This is a genomic window from Microbacterium sp. A93, from assembly GCF_051842835.1.
In genome coordinates, this window is the sequence record NZ_JBPXMT010000006.1 from 421,206 (window position 1) to 444,408 (window position 23,203).

17 protein-coding genes are annotated in these 23,203 nt (G+C 70.2%); 11 read left to right on the forward strand and 6 right to left on the reverse strand.

The features are described 5' to 3' along the window. Positions 1-29: 29 nt before the first annotated feature. The 3 genes from ACSU1G_RS17545 to ACSU1G_RS17555 are packed head-to-tail and all read right to left on the reverse strand — an operon-like array spanning position 30 to position 6,564. Positions 30-1,412 carry a M1 family metallopeptidase gene (locus ACSU1G_RS17545; protein WP_439281251.1) on the reverse strand — a complete coding sequence of 461 codons (1,383 nt, stop codon included), beginning with the start codon at positions 1,410-1,412 and terminating at the stop codon, positions 30-32. Then, complete coding sequence (locus ACSU1G_RS17550) at positions 1,409-5,572, reverse strand: Pls/PosA family non-ribosomal peptide synthetase (RefSeq protein WP_439281252.1); 4,164 nt, start codon at positions 5,570-5,572, stop codon at positions 1,409-1,411. The genes ACSU1G_RS17545 and ACSU1G_RS17550 overlap by 4 nt, the downstream gene beginning before the upstream one ends. Beyond that, positions 5,569-6,564: a quinone oxidoreductase family protein gene (locus ACSU1G_RS17555; RefSeq protein WP_439281253.1), complete on the reverse strand. Its 996-nt coding sequence runs from the start codon at positions 6,562-6,564 to the stop codon at positions 5,569-5,571. The genes ACSU1G_RS17550 and ACSU1G_RS17555 overlap by 4 nt, the downstream gene beginning before the upstream one ends. A 160-nt stretch (positions 6,565-6,724) precedes the next feature. On the opposite strand from ACSU1G_RS17555, the gene argC reads away from it, so the two are divergent. The 6 genes from argC to ACSU1G_RS17585 are packed head-to-tail and all read left to right on the forward strand — an operon-like array spanning position 6,725 to position 12,677. Further along, positions 6,725-7,765: an N-acetyl-gamma-glutamyl-phosphate reductase gene (gene argC, locus ACSU1G_RS17560; protein WP_439281254.1), complete on the forward strand. Its 1,041-nt coding sequence runs from the start codon at positions 6,725-6,727 to the stop codon at positions 7,763-7,765. Further along, positions 7,762-8,922: a bifunctional glutamate N-acetyltransferase/amino-acid acetyltransferase ArgJ gene (gene argJ / locus ACSU1G_RS17565; protein WP_439281255.1), complete on the forward strand. Its 1,161-nt coding sequence runs from the start codon at positions 7,762-7,764 to the stop codon at positions 8,920-8,922. Before argC ends, argJ begins: the two co-directional genes overlap by 4 nt. A gap of 8 nt (positions 8,923-8,930) precedes the next feature. Then, the gene (gene argB, locus ACSU1G_RS17570) at positions 8,931-9,860 is read left to right on the forward strand and encodes an acetylglutamate kinase (protein ID WP_439281256.1); all 930 of its coding nucleotides are present in this window, start codon (positions 8,931-8,933) and stop codon (positions 9,858-9,860) included. Next, on the forward strand, positions 9,860-11,185 hold the full coding sequence (locus ACSU1G_RS17575) for an acetylornithine transaminase (RefSeq protein ID WP_439281257.1): 1,326 nt from the start codon (positions 9,860-9,862) through the stop codon (positions 11,183-11,185). The genes argB and ACSU1G_RS17575 overlap by 1 nt, the downstream gene beginning before the upstream one ends. Continuing rightward, positions 11,182-12,183 (forward strand): ornithine carbamoyltransferase, encoded by a 1,002-nt coding sequence (argF, locus tag ACSU1G_RS17580; protein ID WP_439281258.1) that lies wholly within the window; start codon positions 11,182-11,184, stop codon positions 12,181-12,183. The genes ACSU1G_RS17575 and argF overlap by 4 nt, the downstream gene beginning before the upstream one ends. Further along, complete coding sequence (locus ACSU1G_RS17585) at positions 12,180-12,677, forward strand: arginine repressor (protein WP_439281259.1); 498 nt, start codon at positions 12,180-12,182, stop codon at positions 12,675-12,677. Before argF ends, ACSU1G_RS17585 begins: the two co-directional genes overlap by 4 nt. 26 nt (positions 12,678-12,703) lie before the next feature. Here ACSU1G_RS17585 and ACSU1G_RS17590 read toward each other — a convergent pair whose 3' ends face one another. From ACSU1G_RS17590 to ACSU1G_RS17600, 3 genes are all read right to left on the reverse strand, one after another. Beyond that, positions 12,704-13,537: a hypothetical protein gene (locus ACSU1G_RS17590; RefSeq protein ID WP_439281260.1), complete on the reverse strand. Its 834-nt coding sequence runs from the start codon at positions 13,535-13,537 to the stop codon at positions 12,704-12,706. A 224-nt stretch (positions 13,538-13,761) separates the two neighbouring features. Beyond that, positions 13,762-14,481, reverse strand: coding sequence for a resuscitation-promoting factor Rpf (gene rpf / locus ACSU1G_RS17595; protein WP_439281261.1), 720 nt, complete (start codon positions 14,479-14,481; stop codon positions 13,762-13,764). A 231-nt stretch (positions 14,482-14,712) separates the two neighbouring features. Then, a complete protein-coding gene (locus ACSU1G_RS17600; RefSeq protein ID WP_439281262.1) occupies positions 14,713-15,126 on the reverse strand; it encodes an ankyrin repeat domain-containing protein in 414 nt (137 codons plus the stop codon). A 138-nt stretch (positions 15,127-15,264) separates the two neighbouring features. Between ACSU1G_RS17600 and ACSU1G_RS17605 the strand changes: the two genes are divergently transcribed. The 5 genes from ACSU1G_RS17605 to tyrS all read left to right on the forward strand — a co-directional run bounded on the left by ACSU1G_RS17605 (position 15,265) and on the right by tyrS (position 22,521). Beyond that, entirely contained in the window at positions 15,265-16,548 is a 1,284-nt protein-coding gene (locus ACSU1G_RS17605; protein WP_439281263.1) for an argininosuccinate synthase, read from the forward strand. 3 nt (positions 16,549-16,551) lie between these two features. Beyond that, positions 16,552-17,988, forward strand: coding sequence for an argininosuccinate lyase (gene argH, locus ACSU1G_RS17610; protein ID WP_439281264.1), 1,437 nt, complete (start codon positions 16,552-16,554; stop codon positions 17,986-17,988). Further along, positions 17,985-18,710, forward strand: coding sequence for a DNA-3-methyladenine glycosylase (locus ACSU1G_RS17615; protein WP_439281265.1), 726 nt, complete (start codon positions 17,985-17,987; stop codon positions 18,708-18,710). Before argH ends, ACSU1G_RS17615 begins: the two co-directional genes overlap by 4 nt. A 134-nt stretch (positions 18,711-18,844) precedes the next feature. Then, the gene (locus ACSU1G_RS17620; protein ID WP_439281266.1) at positions 18,845-21,103 is read left to right on the forward strand and encodes a HelD family protein; all 2,259 of its coding nucleotides are present in this window, start codon (positions 18,845-18,847) and stop codon (positions 21,101-21,103) included. Positions 21,104-21,177: 74 nt separating this feature from the next. After that, entirely contained in the window at positions 21,178-22,521 is a 1,344-nt protein-coding gene (gene tyrS / locus ACSU1G_RS17625) for a tyrosine--tRNA ligase (protein ID WP_439281267.1), read from the forward strand. The last annotated feature ends 682 nt before the right edge of the window (positions 22,522-23,203 follow it).

The following is a 23,203-nucleotide window of genomic DNA, read 5'->3' on the forward strand; positions in this document are numbered from 1 at the left end:
GGATCCATCATACGGAAGGCCGCCGCTGCTCAGGACGCCTCGGCAGCAGGGAAGGCCGGCAGCGCGGATTCGAACAGCCACGGGCTCATCACCTCGGTGGTGAAACCCTCCGGATGCCCGGCCCCCTGGGCGTGGCGGTCCGCGTGGTCCAGGAACAGGGCGGTGTCCACCGTCCCGTGCCGATGCTCGGCCACCCAGGACCGGATCAACGCGGCGAAGACCTCGGATCCGAGCGCACATTGCAGGGCGTACAGGGTCAGCGCCCCACGCTTGTAGATCCGGTCATCGAACATCAGCTCTGGCCCGGGATCTGCGACCACGATGGTCCGGAGCTTGACGAACAGCCCACGCCAGGCCCGGCGGGCCTGCGTGCGGAGGGAGGCCTGGCCGGATTCCTCGCTCCACAGCCATTCGCTGTAACAGGCGAAGCCCTCGTGCAGCCAGATGTCCTTCCACTGCCGCAGCGTCAGGGCGTTGCCGAACCACTGGTGTGCCAGCTCGTGCGCCACCAGCCGCTCCGAGGCCCAGGACCCGTCCAGGTGGTTGGAGCCGAAGATGGACAGGGACGCCGCCTCGAGGGGGATCTCCAGTTCGTCATCGGTCACGACCGCGGTGTACCGCTCGAAGGGGTAGGGGCCATAGTGCCGGCTGAAGCAGTCGACCATGCGCGTCTGGAGGCCGAGCGCGGCTTGGGCGCGGTCCATAAGGGCCGGCGAGGTGGCCAGGAACACCGGGACGGAATCCGCGGGACTCTGGTGGCCGGCGTCGTGCTCGGGGACCGCCACGAGCTGATAGCGGCCGATCTGGACCGTGACCAGATAGCTCGGCGTGGGTTCCCGCAGTTCCCACGTCCACTCCTCCCGCGAGGAACGCCGTCGGTGGCCGGTGGGGACGCCGTTGCACACGGGCAGGTAGCCGGCATCCGTGGTGATGGCGATGCTGTACGTCGACTTGACGGAGGGGTGGTCCACGCAGGGGAACCAGGTCTGGGCGCCGTTGGGCTGGCCGGCCACCAGGACACCGTCCTCGAGTTCCTCCCAGCCGATCTCGCCCCACAGGCCCCGGAGCATGCGCGGGACCCCTGAGTAGGCGATGTCCAGGGTCAGGTCCGAGCCGGCCTCCAGCTGGCTGCCCAGCTCGATGATCAGACGGTCGTGCCGCACGGCCGTCTTGGTCACCGTGACGGCACGCGGACCGGATCGGGCGTTGACCTTGCCCACGCCCAGGGCGTGCAGGTCCAGCTCGACCCGCTTGAGGGGGTTCAGGACGGTGCCCTCGAGGCGGGCCCGCCCGGCGATCCGGTTGGCGGCCAGCTTGACCTCGAGTTGGAGGTCGTAGTGTCTGACCGTGAAGTCGCCGGTCCCCGACCCGGGCACGTAGGGGTCGGGGAGGGCCGGGGTCTCTTCACTCACGGTCGGGTGCTCTCCTCAAAGGACGCGGGCGGGGTGTCGGACACGGGGGACGAGGAGGCGGCGGCGGCTGCCGCGGCCCGGCGTTCGGCGGCCCGCTCGGCCTTCTCCTCGAGCTTCTCCAGTCTAGTGATGGCCGCGGCCCGGCCCTTCACCTTGGGGCCCTTCCACGGCGCCACCGGGTTGCCGGTCCACCAGGAGTGGCCGGGGACCATCTCGCCGCGCATGACCAGGGAGCCCGCGCCCACGGTGGCGCCGTCCTGGATGGAGGCGGCCGGCAGGATCACGGAGTTCGGGCCCAGGGTGGAGCCCTCGCCGAGCTCCACGGTGTCCAGGGACATCACGCGGTCATGGAACAGATGCGTCTGGACCACGGACCCACGGTTGACCGTGGAGGAGTCGCCGAGGGTGACGAGATCCGCCTCGGGGAGCCAGTAGGACTCGATCCAGGCCCCGTGGCCGATCTTCGCGCCGAGGGCCCGTAGCCACCACACCAGCGAGGGGGTGCCCGAGGCCAGGCGGCCGAACCAGGGGGCGGCCACCATCTCGGTGAAGGTGTCCGCCACCTCGTTGCGCCAGATGAAAGAACTCCACAGGGGGTGTTCGCCGGCCTCGATCCGACCGACGAACACCTTCTTGGCCACCACGGAAGTGCCGGCGGCCAGCGCACCGGCGAGCATCAGCACCACTCCGCCCAACAGCGCAGCCAGCCACCAGCCGCCGGGGCCGGGACCCGCCGCAGAGCCACCGCCGAGCTGGGCCAGTCCGTCCAGGGCCAGGGCCACGCCCAGGGCGATGACCGCGGAGGTCCACACCGCCAGCAGTCGCAGGGACTCCCACCCGCTGCGCGCCCGCTTGAGCCGCGCCGGGGGATCGTGGGTGAGGGCGTCCTCGGCCTCCACCTCGGTGCGGCGTAGGCGCACGGGCGGCGAACCCAGCCAGGACGAGCCGGCCTTGGTCTTCTCCGGTGCGGCGGACAACACGGCCACCAGCGCGTTCTTCGAGAGCTTGCGGCCGGCGGCCAGCATGCCCGAGTTGCCCAGGAAGGACTTCTTGCCGACTTTGGCGTGGCCCACGTACATCCAGCCGCGGGACAGCTCATAGGAACCGATCATGGTGTCGTCGGCCAGGAAGGCGCCGTCCCCGATCTCCGTGAGAGCCGGCTGCAGGACCACGGTGGAGGCCTCCACATTGGACCCGACCGTGGCTCCGAGCCAGCGCAGCCACGTGGGGGTGAACCGGGAGGCGTAGATCGGGAAGAGCAGGTCCCGGGCCGTGTCCAGCACCCGTTCGGTGGCCCACAGCTGCCAGCCGATGCGTGAGCGCACGGCGTGGAACCCCTCGCTCACCCCGCGGGACAGCAGGCGAACCGAGAGCACCGTGAACAGCATGTTCGCCCCGAACCACACGGCCGCGATCAGGGGACTCGCCGCGAGGAGACGGCCGGCCGAGCCCACGAGCGTCCCGGGGGCGGTGCCGGCGCCGTCGGCGGACCAATCCGGCCACCACGTCAGGGACCACACGCCCACCAGGGCGGCGAGCGTGGCGGCGACGAAGGGCAGTAGGGCCAACAGGCCGGAGCCGATCGTGGAGAGCACGAGCCATCCGGTGGCCCGTGGTGGTGCGATGTTGGGCCCGGAGTAGATGGCCTGGCCGAGCCGCCGGGCGGGGGAGCCGGCGTATTCGATGCCGTCCTTGGCCTTGCCGGACACGGTGGAGCCCGCCTGGATGACCGTTCCGGTGCCGAGTGTGGTCCCCGGCATCAGGGTGGACCGGGAGCCGACCGTCGCGTCCTCGCCCACGGTGATGGCGCCGATATGCACCACGTCCCCGTCGATCCAGTAGCCGGAGAGGTCCACCTCGGGTTCGATCGAGCTGCCCGTGCCGAGATCCAGCAGTCCGGTGACCGGCGGGACCGAGTGCAGGTCCACGTGCCGGCCGATCCTGGCTCCGAGGAGCCGGGCATAGGCGGGGACCCAGAGGGCACCGCCGAGGGACACCGGGTCCACCAGGTCGGAGATGTGCTGGGCCAGCCACAGGCGCAGGTGGACCTTGCCGGAGCGCGGGTAGGAACCGGGCTTCAGCCCGCGCAACAGCGAGCGGGCCGCGATCACGGAGATCATCATCCGGCCGGGCGGGGAGACGAAGACCAGCCAGCCGGCCAGCACCCACCACCAGGACACGCTCGCCGCCTCGGGGAGGATGCCCCAGGCGGCGGCCAGGGTGGAGCCGGCGGCCAGGTAGACCACCCACCGCATGGCCACCAGGATCACCAGGGGGATGCCCATCAGGGTCTGGAAGACCTGGGCCTTGCGGGCGGTGCGGGCCACGGGGCGGGGCTGGACGGGCGCGGCCGGTTCCACCGGCCGGCCGTCGTTGCCGGTGACGGCCTCCAGCAGGGCACCGGCCCGCGGGTGGGCATAGATGTCCCGCACGGTGACGCGCGGGTAGCGGCTACGGAGCCTGGACACCAGCTGTGCGGCGGCCAGGGAGCCTCCGCCCGAGGTGAAGAAGTCGGTGTCCAGGTCCTCCGGCGCGGAGCCCAGCACGTCCGCCCAGTGGCCCAGCACCCAGCCGCCGGGGGATTCGGGGTCCACGGGCAGCTCGGCGTTCGGGCCCGAGCCACCGTGGCCCGAGCCCTGGCCGGCCTGTCCGGGCAGCGGCCAGGGCAGGGCCTGGCGGTCCACCTTGCCGGAGGTCTTCGTGGGCAGGGTGTCCACCGTGACCAGGCGGGGGACCAGGGCGCCGGGCAGGTCCCTCTCGAGCTGTTTCCGGAAGGCCTTCAGATCCGGTCGGTCCCGCGTGGGGGTCGACGTCGGCACGGCCAGGTACCCGATGAGCAGCTGGGTCCCGGCGGGGGTCGTCTTCACGGCGGCGGCACCGCCGGCGACGCCCGGCAGGGCCTGCAGCGCTGCGTCGATCTCGCCCAGCTCGATGCGGCGGCCGCCGAGCTTGACCTGCTCGTCGGCGCGGCCCACGAACAGCAGTCCCTCGCGGTCCCAGACCACGAGGTCGCCGGAGCGGTAGGCACGGTCCCAGCCGAGGGTGGGCATCGGGGCGTACTTCTCGGCATCCTTGGCGGGGTCGAGGTAGCGGGCGAGCCCGACGCCGCCGATGATCAGCTCACCGGTCTCACCCTCGGCCACGGGGATCCCCGTGGTGGGGTCCACGACCGCCAGGTCCCAGCCGTCCAGGGGCAGGCCGATGCGCACGGGGCCGGTGCCGTCCATGGGCGCGGCGCAGGCGACGACGGTGGCCTCCGTGGGGCCGTAGGTGTTCCACAGCTCGCGTTCGTCCTCCGCCAGCCGGGCCGCGAGGTCGGGTGGGCAGGCCTCACCGCCGAAGATCAGCAGCCGGACGTTCTCGAGGGCCTCCGGCGGCCACAGGGCGGCCAGGGTGGGCACGGTGGAGACCACGTTGATGGAGCGGGAGACCAGCCAGGGGCCGAGGTCCATCCCGGACCGCACGAGCGATCGTGGGGCGGGGACCAGGCAGGAGCCGTGCCGCCAGGCCAGCCACATCTCCTCACAGGAGGCGTCGAAGGCCACGGAGAGGCCGGCCAGGACCCGGTCGTCCGGTCCGAGCGGATCATCCTGTAGGAAGATCCGGGCCTCGGCGTCCACGAAGGCGGCGGCGTTCTGATGCGTGACCGCCACCCCCTTGGGGGTACCCGTCGAGCCGGAGGTGAAGATGATCCACGCGTCGTCGTCGAGCCGGGCCGGCCGCGGGGCGGGGAAGGGCTTGGGGCGCTTCGAGGAGGTCCGCACCTGACCGTCGGCACCGAGGATGGCCGCGACCCCGGCCTCGGAGAACACCAGCCGGGCCCGCTCCTCCGGGTCATCGGCGTCCACGGGGACATATGCGGCCCCGATGTACAGGGTGGCCAGGATGGCGATGTAGAGCTCCACCGTGCCCGAGGGGATGCGGATGCCGATGCGGTCTCCGGCGCCGAGGCCCGCCCCGTGCAGGGCCCGGCCCATGGCCTTGACCTCGTCCAGCAACTCGGCATAGCTCAGCAGGGTGTCACCGTCGTCAAGGGCCGGGGCCTCCGGGTGCTGCTCGGCCGTGGCCACCAGGATGTCTACGAGCGTACGGGCCGGTGGGGCCTTCTCGGCGGCGGGCAACTGCGGCCGGCGATGGGGCACGGTGTCGGGGGAACTCACGGCAGCAGGAGCGACTTCCCTGTGGTCCGGCGGGACTCGAGGTCCTGATGGGCCCGTCCGGCCTCGGACAGCGGGTGGGTCGCCCCCACCCGGAAGTCCAGCGTGCCGGCCTCGAGGGCGGCGAAGAGTTCCTCTGCCCGCCACCGCGTCTCCTCAGCGGTGCGCGTATAGAAGGCCAGGGATGGTCGGGTGACGAAGAGTGAGCCGGCGCCGTTGAGTCGTTGCAGGTCGAAGGGTGGGACCTGTCCGGAGGAGCCTCCGAAGAGCACCAGCGTGCCGCGCACGCGCAGGGAGTCCAGGGACTCGTCGAAGGTGTCCTTCCCGACGCCGTCGAAGACCACGTGGGCTCCCTCGCCGCCGGTGATCTCACGGACCCGGGCCGCGAAGCCCGTGTAGTCGAGGACCTCGCTGGCGCCGGCCTGCCGGGACAGCTCCTTCTTCTCCGGGGTGGAGGCGGTGGAGATGACGGTGGCGCCGCGCGCCACACACAGTTGGGTGAGCAGCAGGCCCACCCCTCCGGCCCCGGCATGCACCAGGACGGTCTGCCCGGATTCCACGGGGAAGGTGGAGCGGCACAGGTAGTGGGCGGTCAGCCCCTGCAGGGGGATGGCGGCCGCGTGCACGGGGTCCACCCCGGCCGGCACCGGGAGCAGCTGGCCCACGGGGGCGGTGAAGTACTCGGCATAGGTGCCGGACCCGGCGGCGGTGGCCACCACATCACCGAGGGACACCGTGCCGGCGCTGATGTCCGGACCGAGGCCCACCACCGTTCCCGATCCCTCCGATCCGGGGACGAAGGGATGTGGCATGCGGTACACGCCGGACCGCTGGTAGGTCTCGATGAAGTTCAGCCCGGCGGCCGCGGTCTTCACCAGGACCTCGCCGGGGCCCGGGGCGGGCACCTCGACCTCGGTCCAGTGCAGGACCTCGGGGCCGCCGGAGACGTCCACGCGCACGGCGTGCTGGGTGGTGGGCAGGGAGTTTTCCATCATGGTCCCTACCGTATCCGGGCTCGTGCCCCCGTGGGGGTGTGGAGGGTGGCGTGACGGCGGACGCCGGGTGGCAGGAGGATGAACCGGCAAGCCGTCAGGTCCGGCCGCCCCCGTATGCATAAATATTGGCACGACTGCATATTTACCCTAGGATGGGTCCATGAGTCACACAGTTGCCGTCTCCGGTGCCAGCGGATATGCCGGGGGAGAAGTCCTGCGTCTCCTCCTTGCCCACCCCGAGGTGGAGATCGGTGCCATCACGGCACACTCCAATGCGGGGGAACGGTTGGGTGCGCTCCAACCCCACCTGCATGCACTGGCGGACCGCGTCCTGGAGGAGACCACCGCGGAGGTGCTCTCCGGCCATGACGTGGTGTTCCTGGCCCTGCCCCACGGCGCCAGCGGCGCGATCGCCGCAGAACTCGAATCGCGCTCGCCGGGAACGCTCGTGATCGACGCCGGCGCGGACCATCGGCTCGAGTCCGCCGAGGTCTGGGAGAGGTTCTACGGACCCGGCCACGCCGGCACCTGGCCCTACGGCCTGCCCGAGCTGCCCGGCCAGCGTCAGCAGCTGGCGGGGGCCTCCCGCATCGCGGTGCCCGGCTGTTATCCCACCACCTGTCTGCTGGCGCTGGCGCCCGGCTTCACCGCCGGGCTGCTCGAGCCCGAGGATGTGGTGATCGTGGCGGCCTCCGGGACCTCCGGGGCCGGGAAGTCGCTGAAGCCGCACCTGCTCGGCAGCGAGGTCATGGGGTCCATGAGCCCCTACGGCGTGGGCGGCGGACACCGCCACACCCCGGAGATCGAACAGGGGCTCAGCCAGGCGGCAGGCCAGCCCGTGACCGTCTCCTTCACGCCGACCCTGGCCCCGATGCCCCGCGGCATCCTCGCCACCGCCACCGCCCGGATCAAACCCGGGGTCGACGCCGGCCAGCTCCGGTCTGCCTGGGAGCAGGCCTACGCGGACGAGACCTTCGTGCACCTGCTGCCCGAGGGGCAGTGGCCCACCACGCAGTCCGTGCTGGGCTCCAACCATGTGGTCATGCAGTTGGCCGTGGATGCCCACGCCGGCCGCGTCATCGTCTCCGCCGCCCTGGACAACCTGACCAAGGGCACCGCCGGCGGCGCCATCCAGTCCATGAACATCGCCCTCGGCTTCGCCGAGCAGACGGGCCTGAACCAGCAGGGGACCGCGCCATGAGCATCACCGCCGCCCAGGGATTCCGCGCCTCCGGTGTGGTCGCCGGACTGAAGTCGACCGGCAAACCGGACGTGGCCGTCGTCGTGAATGACGGTCCTGATTCTCACGCCGCCGCGGTGTTCACGGCCAACCGGGTGGCCGCCGCTCCGGTCCGCTGGTCCCGGCAGGTCCTCGCCGACGGCCGCGTGGATGCCGTGGTCCTGAACTCCGGCGGTGCGAATGCCGCCACCGGGCCGGAGGGATTCCAGCAGAGCCATGCCACCGCGGAGCATGCGGCGCAGCTGCTCGGGGTCTCCGCCGGTGACGTGGTGGTGTGCTCCACCGGGCTGATCGGGATCCCCCTGCCCATGGACCGGCTGCTGCCCGGCGTGGCCGCGGGGGTCACCGCCTTGGACGAGGACGGCGGGAACGCCGCCGCCGAGGCGATCATGACCACGGACACCCACCCGAAGAACGCGGTGCACCACGGCCCGGGGTACCTGATCGGCGGCATGGCCAAGGGAGCCGGCATGCTGGCCCCGGGGATGGCCACCATGCTGTGCGTGATCACCACTGATGCGGTGCTCGCGCCCGCGGAACTGGACGCCGCCCTCCGGGAGGCCGTGCGGACCACCTTCAACCGGACGGACTCGGACGGCTGCATGTCCACCAATGACACCGTGGTGCTGCTGTCCTCCGGCGCCTCCGGCACCGTTCCCGAGGCGGGCGAATTCCAGGAGGGGCTGCGCGCGGTGTGCGCTGACCTGTGCCGGCAGCTGATCGGGGATGCCGAGGGCGCGGCCCATGAGATCGCCATCCAGGTGGTCAACGCCACCACGGAGGAGGCAGCCGAGGCGGTGGCCCGTGCCGTCAGCCGCTCGAACCTGTTCAAGACGGCCGTGTTCGGCCAGGACCCCAACTGGGGCCGGGTGATCTCCGCGGTCGGCACCGTGCCGGAGGACGTGGCCCCCTTCGACGCGGACCAACTGGACGTCACCTTCAACGGGGTGCAGGTCTGCCGTGCCGCCGGCGTGGGGGAGGACCGTGAGCTGGTGGACCTCACCGGACGCGAGGTTCACGTGGTGATCGATCTGCACGCCGGTGAGGCCTCGGCCACGATCTGGACCAACGACCTCACGCACGACTACGTGCATGAGAACTCCTTCTACTCGAGCTGAGCGCCGCCGTGACTGAATCCCCTGAGACCCCGTTCCTCCCGGCGGCCAAGGCCGCCGTGCTGATCGAGGCGCTGCCGTGGATCCAACGCTTCGCCGGCACCACCATGGTCATCAAGTACGGCGGCAACGCCATGGTCTCGGAGCAGCTGCGCCGTGCCTTCGCCGAGGACATCGTCTTCCTGCACCACTGCGGCATCCACCCCGTGGTGGTGCACGGGGGCGGCCCGCAGATCAACACCATGCTGGACCGGCTCGGCATCGAGTCCGAATTCGCCGGCGGGCTGCGCGTCACCACCGCCGAGGCCATGGACGTGGTCCGGATGGTCCTCACCGGCCAGGTGGGCCGCGAGCTGGTGGGCCTGGTCAACAGCCACGGGCCCTACGCCGTCGGGATGTCCGGCGAGGATGCGGCCCTCTTCCGGGCCCGACGGACCGGCACCGAGGTGGACGGTGAGCCCGTTGACCTCGGACTGGTCGGTGAGGTCACCGGGGTCAACCCCACGGCCATCCGTGACCTCGTGGACAACGGGCGGATCCCGGTGGTCTCCTCCGTGGCCCCGGAGGTCGACTCCGGCGGGCAGCCGACCGGGGACGTGCTGAACGTCAACGCGGACACGGCCGCCGCCGCCCTGGCCGTGGCTCTGGGGGCCTCGAAACTCGTGGTCCTCACGGACGTCGAGGGGCTCTACTCGAACTGGCCGGACCGCACCTCGCTCGTCTCCTCCCTCGGCGCGGCAGAACTCCGCGAGCTGTTGCCCGCCCTGGAATCCGGCATGATCCCGAAGATGGCGGCCTGCCTGAAGGCCGTGGACGGCGGCGTGCCGCAGGCCCACATCGTGGACGGCCGCGAGCCGCACTCGATGCTGCTGGAGATCTTCACCACCGCCGGCGTGGGCACCCAGGTCCTGCCGGATGACCACCACCTCCCGGGAGCATGATGACTGAGAAGAGAACCGCCGGGTCCAACGAGACCCTGCTGCACCGCTACACCTCCGCCCTGACCGGCGTCTTCGGCGCCCCCAGCCGCGTCCTGGTCCGTGGCGAGGGCGTGCACGTCTGGGATGCGGACGGCCGGCGGTACACCGACTTCCTCGGCGGGATCGCCGTCAACTCCCTCGGCCACGCCCATCCCGCGCTCCTGCGTGCCGTGACCGGGCAGCTGGGCACCCTGGGCCACATCTCCAACCTCTTCACCTCGGAACCGCAGATCGGTCTGGCGGAACGGCTGCTGGGTCTGGCGGACGCCCCCGAGGGATCCACCGTGTTCTTCGCCAACTCCGGCTCTGAGGCCAACGAGGCGGCCCTCAAACTGGCCCGCCGCCACGGCCACGAGGACCCCTCCGGACGCCGCACGCGGGTCCTCGCCCTGGAGAACAGCTTCCACGGCCGCACCCTGGGGGCGTTGGCCATGACCTGGAAGCCGGCCTACCGGGAGCCCTTCGAACCGCTGCCCGGCGGTATCGAGTTCCTCCCGGCCGGGGACGTCGCCGCGCTGGAAGCGGCGGTGGACGAGACCGTGGCCGCCGTCGTCATCGAGCCCGTGCAGGGGGAATCCGGGGTGCACGGCTGGCCCGCCGGCTATCTTCAGGCCGCCCGGGATCTCACCCGCCGGCACGGTGCCCTGCTGATCTTCGACGAGGTGCAGTCGGGCACGGGCCGCACCGGTACCTGGTTCGCGCACCAGAACCCGGCCGTCACCGGCCAGCAGGACCCCGTGGTCCCGGATGCCATGACCCTGGCCAAAGGCCTCGGCGGGGGCATCCCCATCGGGGCCCTGCTCAGCTTCGGGCCCCGGGCCTCGCAGCTGCTCACGGCGGGTCAGCACGGCACCACCTTCGGCGGGAACCCAGTGGCCACGGCTGCGGGCCTGGCGGTGTTGGACACCATCGTGGAGGAGGGGTTGCTGGAGCATGCCCGCACCCTGGGTGCCCGGCTCGCCGGAGCCCTGCGGGCGGTGGACGGTGTGAGCGCGGTACGCCAGTACGGCCTGCTGATCGGGGTGGACGTGACCGTCCCGGCGGGTTCTGAACACCCCGTGCCCGACGGCGGCCTGGCGCCTGCCCTGGTCCGTGCCGGTCTGGAGGCCGGTTACCTGCTGAACGCGACCGGGCCCTCCACCCTGCGGCTGGCACCGCCGCTGGTGCTGGGCCAGCCGGAGGCCGACCAGCTGGTCGCCGATCTGCCCTCCCTCCTGGAGTCCGCCCTGGTGCAGGGTGCCCCGGCACCGACCACAGCCGCCCCGACGCAGGAGAAGAGCGCATGAGCACCAGTACCACCCCGGCCCCCGCAGCCGCTACGGCGTCGGCCCTCCGGCACTTCCTGGTCGACACGGATCTCTCCCCGACCGAGCAGTCCGAGGTGTTGGACCTGGCCCAGGCGATGAAGGCCGAGAGGTACCGGCACCGTCCATTGGCCGGGCCGCAGACGGGAATCGTGTTCTTCGACAAGACCTCCACCCGGACCCGGGTGTCCTTCGCGGCGGGCATCGCCGATCTCGGCGGACAGCCGCTCATCATCAACCCGGGGGAGACGCAGCTGGGGCACAAGGAGTCCATCGCCGATACGGCGCAGGTGCTGTCCCGTATGGTCTCCGTCATCATCTGGCGGACCTTCGCGCAATCGGGGTTGGAGGAGATGGCCGAGCACGCCACCGTGCCCGTGGTGAACGCGCTCTCGGATGACTACCACCCCTGTCAGCTGCTGGCGGACCTGCTGACCGTGCGCGAGCACAAGGGCCGCACCGAGGGTCTGGTCATGACCTACCTCGGTGACGCGGCCAACAATATGGCCAACTCCTACCTGCTGGCCGGGGTGACGGCCGGGATGCACGTCCGGATCGCCGGACCGTCCGGTTACCTGCCCGAGGCAGGGGTCGTGGCGGCCGCTGAGGCCCGGGCCACCGAGACCGGGGGATCGGTGCTGGTGACCACGGACGCGGCGCAGGCCCTGGAGGGGGCGGACGTGGTGGTCACCGACACCTGGATCTCGATGGGACAGGAGGACGAGAAGGAGGCCCGGCAGTCCCTGTTCCGCGACTACGCGGTGGATGCCGAGGCCATGGGGAAGGCGGCGCCGGACGCGATCTTCCTGCACTGTCTGCCTGCGTACCGGGGGTTCGAGGTCTCCGCCGAGGTCATCGACGGCCCGCAGTCCGTGGTCTTCGACGAGGCGGAGAACCGCCTGCACGCCCAGAAGGCCCTGATTGCCTGGCTGCTGTACCGCTCCGGCCTGGCGACCGCTCCGGACAGCGCCGCCCGATGAGCACGCCGTCCACCAAGACCGCCCGTCAGGCCGCCATCAAGGACGTGCTCGCGGACACGGACGTGCACAGCCAGGCGGAGCTGCTCGCGGCCCTGGGGGACCGGGGCGTCTCCGTGACGCAGGGGACCCTGTCCCGGGACCTCGTGGAGTTGGGCGCCTACCGGGTGCGGGGGGTGGGCGGCCAGCTGGTGTACTCCGTGCCGCCGGAAGGCCCCGTGACCGGAGAGCTGGCCGGCCGCCGGCCGCCGGAGGCCGTGGAGGGTCGCCTGTCCAGCCTGTGTCGCGACCTGTTGGTGGCGGCCGAGTCCAGTGCCAATCTCGTGATCCTGCGGACCCCGCCCGGCGCGGCGCAGTTCCTGGCCAGCGTGATCGACCAGTCACGCCAGCCGGACATCCTCGGCACCATCGCCGGCGATGACACGATCATGATCGTCACCCGCGCGCCGGACGGCGGGGTCGCCGTGGCCGGCCGCTTCCTCGAGTACGCGGGATAGTCCCTCTCGGTCGCGAGGGCCGGGGGCTACATCGCCGGGACGGCGAAGACCTCGTCCTCGGCCGGCATCTCGGCTGGCCCAACGCTGTTCCAATGTTCGAAATCCATGGTGCCTATGCCGGACTCGGCCGCGGCGTCGGAGGCAGCGGACTCGGACGCCGAGGGTGAGGCGGAACCGGAGGGGTCGCCGGAGGCCTCGTCCGTGGCGCCGGCCTCGGCCTCGACGCGCAGCAGCCGGTTGTCCTGCGAGAGATAGACGCTGACCGGCTTGCCGGTGTCCTCGTTGCTGACGGTGTACTTGTAGACCTGCTCGCCGTCCAGCTCCACCTTCTCGGAGGTGTAGTCCGAATTGCTGAATTCGTCACCCTCGGGGATGTCCCTGAAGATGGATTCCCACAGGGTGGACATGGATAATACGCCCTCGCCGGCGGACACCCGGAGCCACTTGTCACCCACCATGTCCTGCAGCTGGGCGCCGCCGTTCTGTTCATAGAAGGCCGTGTTGGGCTTCATATAGGCGTGCTCGGTGTTGCCGATGATCTCGATCGTCACGCCGTTCATGGAGACCCTGCCGGCGTAGGAGGAGTCGTCGATCTGACCAGCAAACTTGACCGTTGTATCCTGGCCGCCCTGGCTCACGTTGCCGTCTACCGCCACGGAGGAGGCGTCCTCGATCGAGGCGTAGGCCTCGGGCCACACCTCCTGCAGGTCCGGCACACCGGATCCGGCGCAGGCGCCCAGACCCAGGGCCGCGGCGGCACCCAACGCGGTCAGGGCCAGGACGCGTGGGGTCCGGCGGTGGTGCGGCCTGGGGCGGGACAGACGTCGGGACGTCCGTGTGGAGGTGCTGGTCAGTGTCATGGTGTCCCCCTGAGGAAAGATTCTGGATGCCCCGGCGCCGCGATCCCGGCGGGCACGGCAGGCACGGCGGGATCCGGCGGGAAATCTGCTGCTGACACCTTATCGGCCGCCGGGCAGAGACAGGAATGCGCTGGATGGGGGTGCTCCCCATCCAGCGCATTACTGGTCCGGTCACGGCCCGCCGGGGCCGCTCAACCGGTGGTGACGCGATGCGTCGAGATGGATCAGGCCGGCAGGTGCAGGGTCTGGCCGACGAAGATCAGGTTGGCGTCGGACACCACGTCGGTGTTCGCCGCGTACAGGGCCTCCCAGCCGCCCTCGACGCCGTTGGCGTCAGCCAGCTTGGACAGGGTGTCACCGGCCTGGACGGTGATGGTCTCCTCGGACTTCTCCACCGGGGAGACGGAGGAGGCGCGCTCCTCCTGAACCGGAGCCTGCTGGGCCGGGGCCTGCTGCTTCGGGGCAGCCTGCTTCTTCGGTGCCTGCTGCTTCGGCGCGGCCTGCTTCTTGGGGGCCTGCTTCGTCTGGGTCGAGGACTCGGACGACTGGCTGGTCACCTGCGCGCTGCCGCCGTTGCCGTAGAGGCCCAGCTTGGCGGAGCAGGCGGGCCAGGCGCCCCAGCCCTGCATGGACAGCAGGTTCTCGGCCACGCGGATCTGCTCGCCCTTGGAGGCGTTGGCCGGGCTGCCGGAGCCGCCAGCGGCATTCCAGGACTGCTGGGAGAACTGCAGGCCACCGTAGTAGCCGTTGCCGGTGTTGATGGACCAGTTTCCGCCGGACTCGCACTGGGCCAGGGCGTCCCAGCTGGAGGCCGGGGCGGCGGTGGCAGGGGCGGACAGCGCCGTCAGGCTGGCGCCGGCGACAGCCAGGCCGGCGAGGCCGGCGGCGGAGCGGCGGACGATGGTGCCGCGGGTGGACTGAGTGGCAGTGGAGGTCTTCTGCATGGTGTTTGAGGGTTTCGGCCCACCACTGCTCAGGCCGTCCCCGACCGTCCATGCAGCACCGTCCGCCGTCCGCGATGGAGTTCACGGCGCGGGGCTCCCAAGGGACGGTGCAGGTGGGGGAGCTCCGCAGGCTTCCTGCTAGATCACGATAAGATCACGAAGCAGGACTAGGACTAGTGAAAGGCATCAGAACGATAACGTCAAATCCTCGTGCAGATTCTCATGGTGCCCTCATGGTGTGTCCAGCAGGGTGCGCATGGACTCCAGCCCGAACATCTCCACGGCGGCTCGGGCGCTGACCGGGCCTTCGTCTGGGTCGGCGCCGGCTGCGAGCAGGGCCCGGACGGACTCTTCGCTCTGGATGAACACCGCACAGGACAGTGCCGACTGTCCGCGCGCGTTGAGCCGGTTGACCTCGGCGCCGCGCTCGAGCAGCGCCTTCACCAACGCCGGGTGGTTGTTGTAGGTCGCCAGGATCAGCAGGGTGTCGCCCTTGTGGTTGGCCAGGTTCACCGGCACCCCCTGGTCGAGCACGGGGAGCAACTGGTCCGCATCGCCCTCCCGGGCCAGGTCGAACAGGGAGTTGAGGAAGTCCAGCTGCTCGTCCGTCAGCTCTGGGGTGGCGTCTGGGGTATCGCTTGTCATTCCACCAGATTACGGTGAGGGAACGACGTGAGTGGATCCGGCTTCGGCAATCCTGCATAAATATGTAGACTGCTGCATAGAGCGGAGCGGCCGTCCCGACCTCGGGCGGCCACGCAGGCAATCTTTAAGGAGCACGCAATGACAGATCGCATCGTCCTGGCCTACTCGGGCGGACTGGACACGTCCGTGGCCATCGGCTGGATCGCCGAGGCCACGGGTGCCGAGGTGATCGCCGTGGCCGTGGACGTGGGCCAGGGCGGCGAGGACCTGGAGACGGTGCGCCAGCGTGCCTTGGACTGCGGCGCGGTCGAGGCCTACGTGGCCGACGCCCGGGACGAGTTCGCCGAGCAGTACTGCATGCCCACCCTGAAGGCCAACGGCCTCTACATGGACGCGTACCCCCTGGTCTCCGCCATCTCGCGCCCCGTCATCGTGCGTCACCTGGTGGCCGCAGCCCGCCAGTTCGGTGCCTCGACCGTGGCCCACGGCTGCACCGGCAAGGGCAATGACCAGGTGCGCTTCGAGGTCGGCATCCAGACGCTGGGGCCGGACCTGAAGTGCATCGCCCCGGTGCGCGACCTCGCCCTGACCCGGGACAAGGCGATCGAATACGCCGAGCGCAACGAGCTGCCGATCGTCACCACCAAGAAGAATCCGTTCTCCATCGACCAGAACGTCTGGGGCCGCGCCGTCGAGACCGGCTTCCTGGAGGACATCTGGAACGGCCCCACCAAGGACGTCTACGAATACACCGATGACCCGGCCTTCCCGCCGGCTCCGGACGTGGTGACCGTGACCTTCGAGCAGGGCATCCCCACCGCCCTGGACGGCCGCTCCCTGTCCGCCCTGCAGATCATCGAGGAGATGAACCGCCGTGCCGGTGCCCAGGGCATCGGCCGGGTGGACATCGTCGAGGACCGCCTCGTGGGCATCAAATCCCGCGAGATCTATGAGGCGCCGGGCGCGATGGCCCTCATGACGGCACACCGCGAGCTGGAGAACATCACCTTGGAGCGCGAGCAGGCCCGGTTCAAGAAGTCCGTGGACCAGCGCTGGACCGAGATCGTCTATGACGGCCAGTGGTTCTCCCCGCTGAAGAAGAACCTGGACGTCTTCATCGACGAGTCCCAGAAGTACGTCTCCGGGGACATCCGGATGGAGATGCACGGCGGCCGCGCCACCGTGCAGGGCCGCCGCTCGGAGACCGGCCTGTATGACTTCAACCTGGCCACCTATGACGAGGGCGACGCGTTCGACCAGTCCTCGGCTCGCGGGTTCATCGACATCTTCGGCCTGTCCTCCAAGGTCGCCACCGAGCGCGACCTGCGGGTGGCCGGCGGCAGCTCGGTGGACTCCCTCGAGGACGTCGCCCGGTTGAGCAACAAGAACAGCGCCGGGAACGCCGGGAACACGGGGGCCTGAGCCGTGTCCGAACGCCACGGCACGAATGAGGGCTCCCTGTGGGGCGGCCGGTTCGCCGGCGGTCCCGCGGATGCCCTCGCCGCCCTCAGCAAGTCCACCCACTTCGACTGGCGGCTGGCCCGCTATGACATCGCCGGCTCGCGCGCCCATGCACGGGTCCTGCACACGGCCGGCCTGCTGGACCAGGCCGAGCTCACCGGCATGCTGGCGGCGCTCGACACGCTCGAGGCGGACGTGGTCTCCGGGGCCTACGTGGCTGCGGAGACGGATGAGGACGTGCACGGATCGCTGGAGCGTGGTCTGATCGAACGGGCCGGACCTGCGCTGGGCGGGAAGTTGCGGGCCGGACGGTCCCGCAACGACCAGATCGCCACGCTGGGGCGGATGTTCCTGCGGGACCACGCCCGGCTCATCGCCTCCCGGCTGCTGGATACGGTGGACGCGCTGATCGCCCAGTCGGAGGCGCACCCCTATGCCCCCATGCCGGGCCGGACCCACCTGCAGCACGCCCAGCCGGTCCTGCTCAGTCACCACCTGCTGGCCCACGCCTGGTCCATGACCCGGGACGTGGAGCGGTTCGTGGACTGGGATCGCCGTGCCGCCGTGTCCCCGTATGGTTCCGGTGCGCTGGCCGGCTCCTCGCTGGGGCTGGACCCGAACGCGGTGGCCGCCGAGCTGGGCTTCTCCTCCGCGGCGTGGAACTCGATCGACGGCACCGCCGCCCGTGATGTGTTCGCCGAATTCGCGTGGGTCTGCGCCATGGTGGGCGTGGATCTGTCCCGCATCAGCGAGGAGGTCATCTTCTGGGCCACCAAGGAGGCCGGCTTCGTCACCCTGGACGACGCCTACTCCACCGGGTCCTCGATCATGCCGCAGAAGAAGAACCCGGACGTGGCGGAGCTGGCACGGGGCAAGTCGGGCCGCCTGATCGGTGACCTGACCGGTCTGCTGGCCACCCTCAAAGGCCTGCCTCTGGCCTACAACCGTGACCTGCAGGAGGACAAGGAGCCGGTCTTCGACGCGGCGGACACCTTGGAGCTCCTGCTGCCCGCGGTCTCCGGGATGATCGCGACCCTGACGTTCAACACGTCCAGGATGGCGGAGCTGGCGCCGCAGGGTTTCGCGCTGGCGACGGACATCGCCGAATGGCTGGTCCGCTCCGGAGTGCCCTTCCGTGACGCCCATGAACTCTCCGGCGAGGCCGTCCGGGTGGCCGAGTCGCGCGGCGTCGAGCTGTGGGACCTCACGGACGAGGACTATGCGGCGATCTCCCCGGCGCTGACGCCCGAGGTGCGCACCGTGTTGTCCACGTCCGGTTCGTTGAACTCGCGCAACGCCCAGGGCGGCACCGCACCGGAGGCGGTCGAGGCGCAGCTGGCCGAGCTGCGGCGCCAGCTCGCCCCGCTCCGCGCCTTCGGGGATTCCTCCGTCCTGCCGTGAGTGGTGGCGAGCTGACGGGGACCGGTCCAGACGATCCGGCGGGCCCGGCCGGCGAATTCTCGGATTGGCCGGTGCTGGAGCGCGGGGGACTGCGCGCCGCACCGCTGCTGCTCGGGTCCACGCTCACCGTGGCCCGTGCCGGGGCCGCGGTGAGCGTGCGGTTGACGGAGGTCGAGGCCTATGAGGGGGCCCTGGACCCGGGCTCGCACGCCTACCGGGGCCGCACCGCGCGGAACGAGACCATGTTCGGTCCACCGGGTTTCATCTACGTGTACTTCACCTACGGCATGCACTGGTGCCTGAACATCGTCTGCGGGACTCCGGGGTCCAGCTCGGCCGTCCTGATCCGGGCGGGGGAGGTCACCGCCGGGCTGGAGGCCGCCACCGAGCGGCGCGGACCCCGGGCGCCGGGCGGGCCTCGGCTGGCCTCCGGCCCGGCCCGGCTGGCCCAATGCCTGGGCCTGGGGGCCGGTGATGACGGCTCCGTACTGCTGGGCGGCCCGGCCCCTCGATCCGTTCTCCAGCCCGCTGCCGGTGCCGAGGTCCCGGACGGCGTGTGGCTCTCCGGGCTCCGGGCACGACGCCGGCCCGGCACCCTGAGCGGCCCGCGCACCGGGGTCTCCGGTCCCGGTGGTACCGCGGACTTCCCCTGGCGGTTCTGGCTCCCTGACGAGCCTTCGGTCTCGACCTACCGGGCGGCGAAGCCCCGGCGCCGTGGCTGACTAGGCCCCATTAACATTTCGTTCATCCCAACGGCTGTACCATGGATGGTCACTCGTTCCGAGGTGCCTGGGGGTTCTGGCGGATTCGTCGGACCCTGCACGGGCACCATCGATAGTCCTAAGGTGTGCCAGGCATGACTGATGTGGTTCCCGTCCACCAAACCGAACTGGAGCATGAGCGCGGCTACGTCGCCCGGCTCTATGAGCGTCTGGACGAACTGCGTGCCGAGAAGGAGGACCAGCTGGCCCGGGTCCGCCGGGAGGGGCCGCAGGGATCCGTGCAGAACGTCTCCGAGCGGGACGCCTTCGCCACGCTCTATGAGGACCGCCTGGCCCAGCTGTATGCCGTGGACGACCGGATGGTGTTCGGTCGCCTGGACCTGGACGGCGGGGACGAGCGCTACATCGGCCGTATCGGCCTGACGGATGAGGACCAACTCCGGCTCATGGTGGACTGGCGTGCGCCGGAGGCCGGGGCGTTCTACCAGGCGACGGCCCACCAGCGGCTCGGGGTGCGCCGCCGCCGCCACCTGATGCTGCGCGGTCGCACGGTGGTGGACCTCGAGGACGACGTCCTGGATGCCACCCTGCTGGACGACTCCTCGGTGCATCACGGCCCCGGAGCCCTGCTGGCGGCCGTCACGGCGCGGCGCACCGGCCAGATGGGGGACATCGTCGCCACCATCCAGTCGGAGCAGGATGCCATCATCCGCTCGCCCCTGAAGGGTGTGCTCGTGGTCCAAGGGGGACCGGGGACCGGCAAGACCGCCGTCGCGCTGCACCGGGCGGCCTACCTGCTCTACACCCACCGCGACCGGCTGAAGACCGCCGGGGTGCTCCTGGTGGGCCCCTCCCAGTCCTTCATGCGGTACATCGACCGCGTGCTGCCCTCCCTCGGGGAGACCGGCGTGGTCATGTCCTCGCTCGGCCGGCTCATGCCCGGCATCCAGGCCGTCCCCGAGACGGACCGCCGGATCGCCCAGATCAAGGGCCAGCTGTTCATGGCAGACGTGATGGCCAGCGCCGTCGCCAATCGCCAGCGGGTCCCGGCGGGACCGCGTCAGCTGGACGTGGGGGGCACCGTGCTGACGATCCGCCCCAAGCAGGTCCGCCGGGCGCAGGACCGTGCCCGGGCCACGGGTAAACCGCACAACGAGGCCCGCGCCACCTTCGTGAAGATCATGGTCCGGGAACTGGCGGATCAGCTCAAGGACAAGCTGGAGAAATCCTCCGGAGCGGGAAACAACATCGATCGCTCCTACCTCACCGAGGATGTGCGCACCTCCCGGGACGTGCGCGTCGCCTTGAACCTGTGCTGGATGCCGCTGACCCCCCAGAAGCTCCTGACGGATCTGTTCTCCAAACCCGAACACCTCGAGAGGGCGGCCCCGTTCCTCAGCTCCACGCGCCGCCGCCGCCTGCTCCGGGCCGCCGACGCCCCCTGGACGGAGGCGGACGTCCCCCTCCTGGACGAGGCCGCCGAGCTGTTGGGGGAGTGGGACGCCTCCGCGGGCCGCACCCAGGCGGATGAGAAGGCCGCCCGCAAGCGGGACCTGGCCAATGCCGAGGCCACCCTGACGAACGTGCACGCCATGCTCGAGGACTTCGGCGTGGACGGGGTGGTCTCCGCGGAGGCCCTCGTTGATGCCAACCAGGCGTCAGACCAGTACGTCCCGGCGGCCGAGCGGGCCTCCACGGACCGCACCTGGACCTATGGCCACGTGGTGGTGGACGAATCCCAGGAGCTGTCGCCGATGCAGTGGCGGCTGCTGATGCGCCGGTGTCCGCTGAAGTCGTTCACCATCGTGGGGGACATCGCCCAGGCCTCTTCGGCCGCCAACGTGACCTCCTGGGCCGAGGCGCTCGAGCCCTTCGTCCAGGAGCGCTGGCGGTTGGAGGAGCTGACCGTGAACTACCGCACGCCCGCCAGGATCACGCGACTGGCCGCTAAGGTGGCCCAGGCCGCCGGCCTGCCGGTGTCCACCCCGCAGGCGGTCCGCGAGGGCGAGTGGGAGCCCACCGTGACCCGGGTCTCCGGGCCCGAGCGGGAGGCGGCCCTGCTGGCCGGCATCGCCGAGGATCTGGAGAGGATCGACGGCGGCCTGCTCGCCGTGATCGCGCCGGTATCCCTCGAACGTGAGGTCGCCGAGCTGTTGCGCGCCACCTATGGGGAGCGCGTCGGTGCAGGCGGCGGGGGGCTCGGCCAGGACATCGTGGCCACGACCCCGGGCGAGGCCAAGGGGCTGGAGTTCGATGCGGTGGTCCTGCTCGAGCCGGCCGAGATCGTCCAGGAGGCCGGCGGCATCGTCGGCGACCTCTATGTGGCGATGACCCGCTCCACCCAGACCCTGCGCGTGGTGACCACGGGCGAACTGCCCGCTGGCCTGGGGTAGCCGGCCGTCCGCCGTCGGGCCCTGATTCCTTCCTTGATCTTCACCCTGTCGATTCCCCTGAGAGGCACTCCATCGTGACCAGCACGTCCACCGGCCCCGGCGCCGTGAACCCGGCTCTGGCCGGCCAGAGCAATGACCCATCGTTCGAGAACATCTGGCGCGAGCTGCAATGGCGCGGGCTCGTGCACGTGTCCACGGACGAGTCCGCGCTGGAGGAACTGCTCGCCGGTGACCCGATCACGTACTACTGCGGCTTCGACCCGACGGCCCCGTCGCTGCACCTGGGCAACCTGGTGCAGATCCTGGTGCTGCGTCGCCTCCAGCTCGCCGGCCACCGGCCGCTGGGACTGGTCGGCGGTTCCACCGGCCTGATCGGGGACCCGCGGCAGACGGCGGAACGGGTGCTGAATGACCGGGACACCGTCACGGAGTGGGTGGGGTACCTGCGCGGGCAGATCGAGCGCTTCCTCTCCTTCGAGGGGGACAGCGCGGCCCGGATGGTCAACAACCTGGACTGGACCGGCCAGCTCAGTGCCCTGGACTTCCTGCGGGACATCGGCAAGCACTTCCGGGTGGGCACCATGGTCAAGAAGGAGACGGTGGCCACGCGCCTGAACTCGGATGAGGGGATCTCCTACACCGAGTTCTCCTACCAGGTGCTCCAAGGCATGGACTTCCTGAACCTCTACCGGGACTACGGCTGTGTGCTGCAGACGGGTGGCTCGGACCAGTGGGGCAACCTGACGTCCGGAACGGACCTGATCCGCAAGGTGGAGGGGGTCTCGGCCCACGCCATCGGCACCCCGTTGATCACCAACTCGGACGGCACCAAGTTCGGCAAGTCCGAGGGCAACGCCATCTGGCTGGACGCCCGCATGTGCTCGCCGTATGCCTTCTACCAGTTCTGGCTCAACACCGCGGACGCTGACGTGATCGACCGGCTCAAGGTCTTCACCTTCCTGAACCGAGCGCAGATCGAGGACCTCGAGTCCGCGGTGCGGGACGAGCCGTTCCGCCGTCAGGCGCAGAAGACGCTCGCGTGGGAGGTGACCTCGCTCGTGCACGGAGAGGACGCCACGAGCAAGGTCATCAGTGCCTCCGCCGCGATCTTCGGCCAGGGCGACCTCACCAGCGTGGATGAGCCCACCATCGCGGCGGCGACCGCGGAGTTGCCGACCGCGGCAGCCGGCCTGGGTGCCGGGGGGCCCGTGGGCATCGTGGACCTGCTGGTGGCCACCGGGCTCTCGTCCTCCAAGTCGGAGGCGCGCCGCACCGTCAAGGACGGCGGTGCCTCCGTCAACAACGTCAAGGTGGCCGACCCGGAGGCCGTCTTCGGCACCGGGGACGCGCTGCACGGCAAGTACCTGCTGATCCGCCGTGGGAAGAAGAACATGGCGTTGGTGGACCTGACGAACTGATCGCCGCAACCGCCGAGCATCCGGGCACCCCCGTGGACGAGCATCTGACCACCGCATGACGGTCAGGTGAACATCCCCGGGGGTGCCCCTTTTTGCCCGCCGGAGTGCAGCCTCAGCTGACAGGATGGGGACCGCGCCCCGCACCGGCAGAGCACTGGCGGCCTACCGGTCCGATCCAGCGGGGGAGACCTGCCTCACAGTCGTCAGGCCAAGCTGCCGCCCGGGGGATGAAAACCCCGGAATCACGCGGATTCAGCGGCTCCGCAGCGGCCCCTTCGCCGGTTTTGCCACCCCGTGGATCCGTGTGTATAGTTCTTCAAGTCGCCAGCCGCGAAAGCGGGAAAACGGTGGCCAACCCCGAACTGAAATGCAGGCCTAGACTACTGCGCCCTCAACGGTGTAACGTCAGTGGCCCGCATGATGTGCGGATCATGTAGCGAAGATGTGTTTGAGTCCCTTTGTGGCCGGCACCTATTCCTAGATGGAAATAACTAAAGAACTGATGATTTTCTGAACAAAAAATTGCCGGAAACGCCGATTTGACGAGAAGGAAACAAGGTTCTAAGCTATAAAAGTTGCTTCGGAGCAACGAGTCAGTCGCTGAGGCGGTGGCTTGGGGGTCCGGATGTAGCGGATTGGGACTTCGGTTCTGACCCGGGGAATCGCCGGAAACGCCGATTTG